The following is an 8,754-nucleotide window of genomic DNA, read 5'->3' as shown; positions in this document are numbered from 1 at the left end:
GGTCTATTTGATAGAAACTCCTTTTTTGATCCCCCCATCCGCCCTGTCGGGCACCTTCCCCCGGAGAGGGGAAGGCGATCCTGCATAGTTCTGAGTGATACTCAATATGAGAGGATCTCTCAGAGCGATAGCGTAATCAAGGTTTTCATTTATCCGAGAAGCCTAAAAGCTAAGAAAAACCTTGATTACGCTATCGCTGCATCAAGGCTACAGTGTTTTATATGTTTAAATTTCGCCTACGCCGTGGCCAGATAATCCTGGCCGAACTGTTCCAGATAATCGTTATAGTTACCCAGATAATTTTGTACGCCATATTGCTCCGTCAAAACCAAAACCCGGGTTGAAATCAAATCAATAAAATAGCGATTATGGCTGACGAATAAAACCGCACCAGGAAATGCCTGAATTCCCTCAATCAAAGCATCTATAGATTCAAGATCCAAATGGTTGGTAGGCTCGTCGAAGATCAGCACATTGTGCTTTTCCAAAATCAACTTGGCCATGATTAAACGAGCAGACTCTCCCCCGCTTAATAATGCGATTTTCTTATCTACATCGGCACCACGAAATAATACCTGCCCCAGGACTTTTCTAATTTCCTGTGAAGGTGCGGCAATCTGATCTTCCATCCATTGCAAAACAGTTTGTTCCGGATCTAACTGAGTACGATAATCCTGGGCAAAATAACCTACACTGACCGTATCACTCCATTCAAACATACCCTGATCCGATTGCAATTCATTAAGCAAAATCTTTAATAAAGTTGATTTGCCAATTCCATTAGGACCAATAATGGCGCATTTATCATTTCGCTGTATGGTAAAGGATACATCCCTTAATAAAATACGTTCATCGAAACGCTTATGTAATTGTTCGACTTTAACCACCGATTTACCCGATGGTTTTCTTTGATGAAAATTGAAATAGGGTTTAAAAATATTGGATTCTTTAATTTCAACCAATTCAATCCTGTCAATCATCTTTTGCCGTGAAGCAGCCTGACCGGCCTTACTTGCTTTAGCACCAAAACGATCAACAAAACTTTGTAATGCATCGATTCGTTTTTCCTGATTTTTTAATTCACTTTGTTTTAAACGTAAACGCTCTTCTTTGGCAAAACAAAATGTGTCATAGTCACCGGGATAATCGGTGATGGTGTCATAATCGATATCCAGAATGTTAGTGGATACATTGTTAAGAAAGCTTCTGTCATGGGAAATAAAAATCAACAGTCCCTTAAATGAGGTTTTTAAGAACTCTTCAAGCCAGGCTATAGATAAAATATCAAGATGGTTGGTAGGCTCGTCAAGAAGCATAATGTCAGGTTGCTGATAAAGGACTTGAGCCAAAAGTACACGGAGCTTATATCCTCCCGATAAAGCACTTAATGGGCCATAATGAAATTTTTCAGCTATTCCAAGACCAAGTAATAAATTTTTAGCAGTAGATTCGGCTTCGTAGCCTCCCTGATTCATTACTATCTCTTCCAGTTCACTTAAACGGTAACCGTCCTCTTCACTAAACTCTTCTTTACAGTAAAGGGCTTCCTTTTCAACCATGGCGTCCCACAGGGTTGGATTACCGCGGATGACTACATCAATCAGGCGGTCTTCTTCATAACGAAAGTGATCTTGTTTCAGGATGCCTACTTTATGGCTTTTTGCTTTTTCAACCGTACCGTTTGAGGGCTGTTCTTCAGCGGATAGTATTTTCAAAAAGGTAGATTTGCCAGTACCATTAGCGCCAACTACCCCGTAACGTTGCGTGGGCAACAATATCAAGTCCACATTTTGGAACAAAGATTTAGGTCCAAACTGCATACTTATATCTTTTACATCTAACATGTGCCCAGCCTTATCAAATCGTTTTAAACCAGATTAATCCAATACCAAATGATCTAAATTTAATCAATAATATTGGTTGTTGCGCAATTTTAACACTATTTAGATCAATTAGCGAGGATTTAAAATCATAATGTTAAAGTTTTATCTGATTCAGCCGACCCGATCCACGTCGCCCTGAGCGCGTCTTTTGGCGAAGAAACGACGTGGTTCCGGAAATGGCACAGTCTCGTAGCCCACACTCTGAAACAAAACTACAGTGAGTCCAGGTAACTCTTCATATCCTGATTGATTATTGTTAATTTTGCCTGATAAAGATTATTCAATTTGGTATCCCATACCGCATGGGATAATTTGCCCCAAACAATATGTGTCTCGCTTTTGTCCTGTGGATTTAACATCCAGGGTTCTGATCTGCTGTCTTTCAGAAAGGCCTGAGATTTATTGTTCAATTCGATAATTTGACGAGTAAAAACTGATGCTGCTGCCTTAGGATCCTGATAAATCGACGCCATGCCTTTGATTAATTCAATATATACGGTGGCAATATCATGTGCATCTGCATCTTTTAACAGATCGACGGAAATTTTTTCAGAAGGCCAGCGAATAACAGGCACCTCATATAAACCATAAATTTCTCTGACTATAAGCATGGGATGAGTGATGCTATGGGCCATACTTTCATTATCAATTAATGAAAATTTCTTTGTTCCCAAATCATAAAACGTGTTTTCAGGGTGGAAGTCATCATGAATAATGGTCATCATCTGTTCGGGAGTTATAAAGCGATCAAAACCGATCAGCGTTTTATGTAATTCGCTTATCTGTTTGCCCGCGTCATAAAAGACATCGCTTAATTCGTTAATGTCTTTAGTGTTAAGAAGTGCATCTGTCATTATTTTGAATAACTCTTTTCCCTGAGCCGCTTCAAGAATAGCGAAATAATAGATATGCCGGGTATCAGTGGTTTTGTAATAATGAACCGCCTTGCTTAAACACACTTTGGCTGCAGCCGGATTATTTTCCAGATTTTTTATTTGGGCATCTTCTTGTAACAGCAATAAGGCTTCAGCTTCCTCTTTAGCTCCTATTCCTTTTAAAACAAATTTCAGTTGCTTCTCTATAAATACCAGATAAATAAAATTGTTGGTGGCTCCGGCATTTAATTTGGTTACCGAAACATTTTGTTCGTTCTCGCCATGTTCAGCAGCAAATTTCTTCGCTACATAAAGCGCCACCTCGGGATTCCATACTTTGGTTATTGTTTTGAATTTGCCGTCAAAATCGTAAGGCTGTATTGATGATGCCCAGGTATTGACCGGCATTAACAAGAAGGCTAAAGCGATGAAACTGTATAATATCTTTGCTGCCTGATGAGCATGATGCCTTAAAAAAAAATGATTCATTTTATTTCCCATTGTAAATAATAAAATCCAATAGTAAAAAAATGAATTATATTCTTATAGCGAGTTTCCCACAAGCCCTGATTTCTGACGATAAAACGAATTCTGTGCTGTTTGCCTTTCCTGTATCATTGATTCATTTTAAAGTATGCTGAGACATCATAAGCACTATAGAAATAAAAGGAACTGTTGCATGCCTGAGCCTGAAATAAATCAGACCGTTTTAAACAAGCAAGAACAAAACTGGATTTTAGAACAGCGAATCACACGATTGTCCGATAATAAAGAAGTGCTTATCTATCCCATGGGCGCAGAACGCTTCCTTTTTTCCGCCCTTTCAGGCAAACAAAATCATCATTATGCGATTAAGCCACATATAGAAAATCAGAATATTTTAATTATTCCAGGCTACGGAAACAGTTGTTTTCTTTTCGCAGAAGCAGGGGCAAAATCAATTACGGTTTATGATAAAGATCCGGTCACTATAGCCTGGATAAAAGCTTTTAAAAAATACTATCATTACAGGGAATTCGCTGATTCAGGAACACCCTACCCTTCTGTAGGCGAACTACTGGCCGCCCTTACCTTGTGGTATCCTCCTCTGTTGAAATTACCTACAGGAAAAGTCGTTAACCCTTTGCTTTGGGCACTGCACCCTAAGTCATTGAGACGCAGCTATATTTATTACATGCTAGCTCTGGTACAACGTGCTATTCAAAAAAAGGGTACCGAAGATTTTGAATACAAAAAAGACATCCAATTTTATGCGGGTGAATTAAAACACCTGTTCGCAAAGAACCAAAATCCCGTCTTCGATACCGTTTTTGTCCCTTATTTATTAGGCGTCACCAATGGCATTGAAAAGGCCAAAGACATAGTGAATTTTATTCGCCAGTTAATACCGCTCGTTCCGACTGGTGTTATTTTGGTGACACCAAGCCAAAACACTAAGGAATTTTATATAGCCGGCCAAAGTTATTTTATTACTACAGAGTACCCAAGCCTCAGTGCTATTCCAGAACTAAAAGACTCAGTGATCGATGAAGATAAATACTGGTTTAAAACCCAGGGGCTTACTGTCTTTGGTAAGGCAGACAGAGCGTAGTTATTCACCACCTGTAATCAATTTATGGGTTTTGGATACCGTATCACTCAGAATGTCTGTATCAAAATTGTTGGTCAATAGAATTACGGTTAACTGACTTTCAGGGAAATAATAATACTGTCCCTGAAAACCGGAGGTCAGCCCATTATGGGACCATGCCGTTTCATCATTGATGTCTTCAGGCCATATGCCAAGGCCATACTCGTCTTTGAACGAAAGCATTTTACGTAAAGAGTCGGGTTTAAGGAGTGTTTTATCAATGAGTAAGGCGCGAACAAAAACATTCATGTCTTCAGCAGTACTGATCATGCCACCATCCCCCATGCCCCAGCCATCATTATAATCAGTGACATCAAGGAGCTTTTTGTCTTCTACGGAATACCCTCTGGTTATCAATTGATGCTCATCATCCGATTCCTGGGTTTCAACAAAGGTATGTTTTAATTTCAAAGGATCCAGAATGTCACTTCTGATGGTGTCGGCATAGGAACCTCCCTCATAATTTTCGACTATCAACTGCAACAGGAGGTAATTGGTATTGCTGTATTCATAAGACGCGCCTGGGGCGAAACCGGGTTTTTTATCGTACACAATGCGAATGCAAAGCTCCGGTGTCCATTCTTTCCCTGCCATGTTATCGATTAATTCACTGTAAGCATCATAATCAATGTAATTAGGTATGCCACTGCGCATTTGCAGTAATTGCTTTACAGTAACGCCATTGCCATTGGGAATTCTGTCTATATCAACGGAGTCAGGCAGTAAATCGGCCATTTTATCATTAAGGTTGAATTTTCCTTGTTCTATCAGGCGCAAGACAGTCACAGCCAGAAAGGTTTTACTCATGCTGGCAATACGGAAATTGTTGGTGATTTCCATAGGTGTTTTTTTCTTTATATTCGCTAAGCCCGCAGCTACAGTGATAACGCCTGTTTCAGGGCTGGAAACCAGTAATACCGCGCCGGGAGTCAATGAGTTGGAAATACTGTTATTGAGAATGTTTTGTAATTCATAACGAAGCGAATTTTTGGCGCTTGCCGGGATACTCAGAGTCAAAGCAACAATAAATAAAAAGACACCTGGAATTTTTTTGAAAGGCCTGTAATCATCCATTTCCGCCTCGACTGTGGTCAAAATGAGCTGATGGTTCATCATGTTACAGTTTAGCTAATGATATGGTTATTTGCATACCACCACAGGACAAGATCACATTGGCACCATGCCGATTGCAGGAGATCCTTCGCGCAAAAAGACGCGCTCAGGACGACGTAATTCCGGGAGTGGCACAGTCCCGTAGACCGGTCTGCTTGCAGCCGGGCTACACAAATGCTATACAGGCTCTGTGCCTCAACAAAAAGTTCCGCTCCTTAACAGTCGCGGCTCGGTTTTCTGGTGCACGATAAACTAAATACGAACGCACGAAAACCGAGCCGCGACCGTGAGGGAGCGGAACAGTCAGGTCCTGCACCAACTTTATTTCCCGCCCGCATTGACTAACGGTTGTAACTGAAACCTCTCGTATTGGATACTTCCAATTCATTCATCACACTTGGAGGAAGACTTTGGCCACCACGGGTAAGCATGCTATATAAAGCTCTTTTTTGCTGCGATGTATATCCTTCGACAGCACTCTCGAAAGCGCGTGCATCATTCGTATTTCCAGAGTCAAAAGTCTTTTCGAAATATTCCGGATTTAACTCCAAAAGCAGTCCCAGCTTGTTAAACGCCTTGCATTTTATAGAATAAAGAACCACATCATGATCATTTTCATCAACGTAAGCGAAGAGTTCATTGATGTCTTTTCTGCTTTTCACTGTGTTTAACAGTGCTGCGAAATGGCGATCGGACAATACCGAAATTGCCTGCTGGACAAAAGTTCTGTCCAATCGGTCATGGGCAAAAATATTGGCCTGATGGAACACCAGCAAATTCAAAACAGTCATGTACTTATTTTCATTACCAGGTGATTGGGCATAACCTGCCAAGGCCAAAGATAACGGGAATTGCCCCGAATTATTCTGGTGATAGTCCTTGTTTGCTCCCTGAGCAAGGAGAAAAGCAACGTTATCCACTTGTCCTAAATAACAGGCAAGCTGTAATGGAGTAAAGGCATCCGCTGTGTTGAAATCGAGTACTTGCCCATTCAGATTTAACTTCAACTGCGGAAGATCAATATCCGCCGGATTAAGATCCATGATATCAGACAAAGATTCAGAATTGATGACGGCAGCTCCTGCCTGTGTGAGCTGATAATCGTCTCCTTCAGTAACTCCCAGCTCCTCCAGATTTATATGAATAGTAAACGGTTGATAGCTGTCTTGATGTTGTTGATGTAGTTCTTCTGCTGATAACCAGCCATCACTTGGATTCAGGAAGAAATAAAGCTTGGAGTTGCGTTCTTCGTGAGTGTTGTAATTAACCAGAAATTGCTGTCCTGCCATAATGTCTTTAATAGCACGCACCAAAACAACTTTTCTTCCTTTTATATGGCCTTCGATAAACTCCATATTATCCTGAGTATCAGAAAAATTAATGTATCGGGTGAAATTTCCTTTTCTGGCAGCATCGACTATACGACCAGCAACAGTCATTGAATAGCTGTCATCTGCACCGGGATGCTCTGCCTTGTAAGCATCAAACGCAGGAACCGAATCAAACACTTCGCCCGTGTAAATACCTATAACAGTACCTTGAGCTATATCCTGAGTGGCAAACAGACCTCGGCCACCAAACGCTTGCAGCAAATTAACCGGTTTTACAGCAACCAAATCGGTTCTGTCCAGAGTAGAGGGAATGTAATCTCTTGTTTCCATATTATCAATCCCAAGCCCTGTCATTAAAACTCGTGTTTTTCGTGTCAGTACGGCTTTTTCTCGCCCAGTTAATTCAACTTCTTTCTTTTCACCAGAAAATAAAGAAAGCATAAGCAGTGCATTAGGTTCTGAAGAAACGTTTCTTTTGATTTGTGTTTTTTTAATTCTGGAACGTTTTAAATTCGCAGAGGTTTCAAAATCCTCAAAATGTACAGGAGCTTTGCTTGAACGTGTGCGCTTTTGACTTGGCATCATTTTACCCATTCAGTTAAACCAGCAAACATTATACAATTCAAACATTAAGTATTTATTAAGAACAAATAGAACGCAAATCAGTCTAAACATATAATAAGGAGAATATAATGTCAATTCGCGAAAATCTGAGACACCTGGTGATGATTATCTGGCCTCATCTGGTCTTCAAGTTGCGATTTGAGAGCGATAAAATCGTTTTTTCTTACTTTATATAATGTCGTCAAAGCACCCACATCGATGCAGCCGAGAGGTAAAGCACCACCCGTAGCCTTATAGGCCGACCGGGGTGTCGAGAGCGTGTCCTTATGTATTGCAAAATCAACAGACAACTTAGAAGTCAGGCTAAACCAATGTTCAGCGCTTTCTGTAGCGCGAGCATAAAATTGTTTCGATGATTTTGGCTGTGAAATAAACTGAGGCCCCAAACAAAATGACACATCAGAAGAACAGTATTCATCAACAACATGCATAGGCAGCAATTTTTGTGCGCCACCAACACCTTCTCGCCACTGCTTACCAAGGGCATCCCAATCCTTAACCCCTGGTGCGTTTTGCAAATCTACTTGTGTTCGCAGTTCTTTAATGATGGTATTTTCGAAATCAAAATGCTTTTCAGTGATTGTTTTCCCATTAAGACTATAAGTACACCCCTCGGTGTTGACTTTGTTGTATTGAGCAATCAATCGTGCAAATACCTTTTTGCCTTCTTCATTACTTGGGATGCAGTCAATCATTGCTGCCCACATGTGTTTATCCAGAGCCCACAGTGCATATTCAAAAGCACTTACGTTCTCAAATTTTCGCCCAGAACAATCCGTAACGATGTCTCTTTTAAAAATTAAACTGATGTTCTGCTTTAACATCGCTTTGACCGCATCATGTTCCCCGCGTGTCACATAATGCAATAATTTACGAACATCAATCATAGGTTTAAACAAAGCCAAAGAATATTTTGATGTCTCAGCTAAGCTCCTAAAACCATACTTTGATAAATTTTGAGCGATTTTAATTTTAAGTTCTGATGGTAATTCATTAAACTTCTCGAATTTGGATTGCATACTATAACCTTAATTCTATAACCTTAATTCTATAACCTTAATTCTATAACCTTAATTCTATTCATCCAGGATAATTTAAGAAAGAATCATATATGAATTAATTGAGCAAGTAAAGATCCTTGTGAGTTTAAATTAATCAATAAAGGAGGGTACTCAGAAATATTCTTACATTAATGAAAGTGTAATGAAAAAAACTCTATGCTCTTTCAGCATCGTATAGAGTGTGTCAAAAAATATTTCATGCGTAGGCCTTGGTCCTCTGTCGCTAATCGCTTGATT

The 8,754-nt window shown here is 40.0% G+C and carries 6 protein-coding genes; 1 reads left to right on the top strand and 5 read right to left on the bottom strand.

Going from position 1 to position 8,754, the window contains the following annotated elements:
• Positions 1–236: 236 nt before the first annotated feature.
• Both B094_RS0108635 and B094_RS0108630 read right to left on the bottom strand, forming a co-directional pair.
• Positions 237–1,844 (bottom strand): ABC-F family ATP-binding cassette domain-containing protein, encoded by a 1,608-nt coding sequence (locus tag B094_RS0108635; protein ID WP_018577409.1) that lies wholly within the window; start codon positions 1,842–1,844, stop codon positions 237–239.
• Positions 1,845–2,095: 251 nt separating this feature from the next.
• The gene (locus B094_RS0108630) at positions 2,096–3,247 is read right to left on the bottom strand and encodes a hypothetical protein (protein ID WP_018577408.1); all 1,152 of its coding nucleotides are present in this window, start codon (positions 3,245–3,247) and stop codon (positions 2,096–2,098) included.
• 190 nt (positions 3,248–3,437) lie between these two features.
• Here B094_RS0108630 and B094_RS0108625 point away from each other — a divergent pair, with 190 nt between their 5' ends.
• Positions 3,438–4,349, top strand: coding sequence for a hypothetical protein (locus B094_RS0108625; RefSeq protein WP_018577407.1), 912 nt, complete (start codon positions 3,438–3,440; stop codon positions 4,347–4,349).
• Here the strand turns inward: B094_RS0108625 and B094_RS0108620 are convergent, their stop codons facing one another.
• The 3 genes from B094_RS0108620 to B094_RS0108610 all read right to left on the bottom strand — a co-directional run bounded on the left by B094_RS0108620 (position 4,350) and on the right by B094_RS0108610 (position 8,475).
• Positions 4,350–5,504, bottom strand: a complete 1,155-nt coding sequence (locus B094_RS0108620; RefSeq protein ID WP_237762254.1) for a serine hydrolase domain-containing protein — start codon at positions 5,502–5,504, stop codon at positions 4,350–4,352.
• A gap of 338 nt (positions 5,505–5,842) precedes the next feature.
• Positions 5,843–7,426, bottom strand: a complete 1,584-nt coding sequence (gene ankI, locus B094_RS15980) for a Dot/Icm T4SS effector AnkI/LegAS4 (protein ID WP_018577405.1) — start codon at positions 7,424–7,426, stop codon at positions 5,843–5,845.
• Between the two features lie 101 nt (positions 7,427–7,527).
• Positions 7,528–8,475, bottom strand: coding sequence for a hypothetical protein (locus B094_RS0108610; protein ID WP_018577404.1), 948 nt, complete (start codon positions 8,473–8,475; stop codon positions 7,528–7,530).
• Between the last annotated feature and the right edge of the window lie 279 nt (positions 8,476–8,754).

This window comes from Legionella shakespearei DSM 23087 (assembly GCF_000373765.1).
Taxonomy (GTDB): domain Bacteria; phylum Pseudomonadota; class Gammaproteobacteria; order Legionellales; family Legionellaceae; genus Legionella; species Legionella shakespearei.
This window is presented reverse-complemented; position numbering and strand designations above follow the sequence as displayed.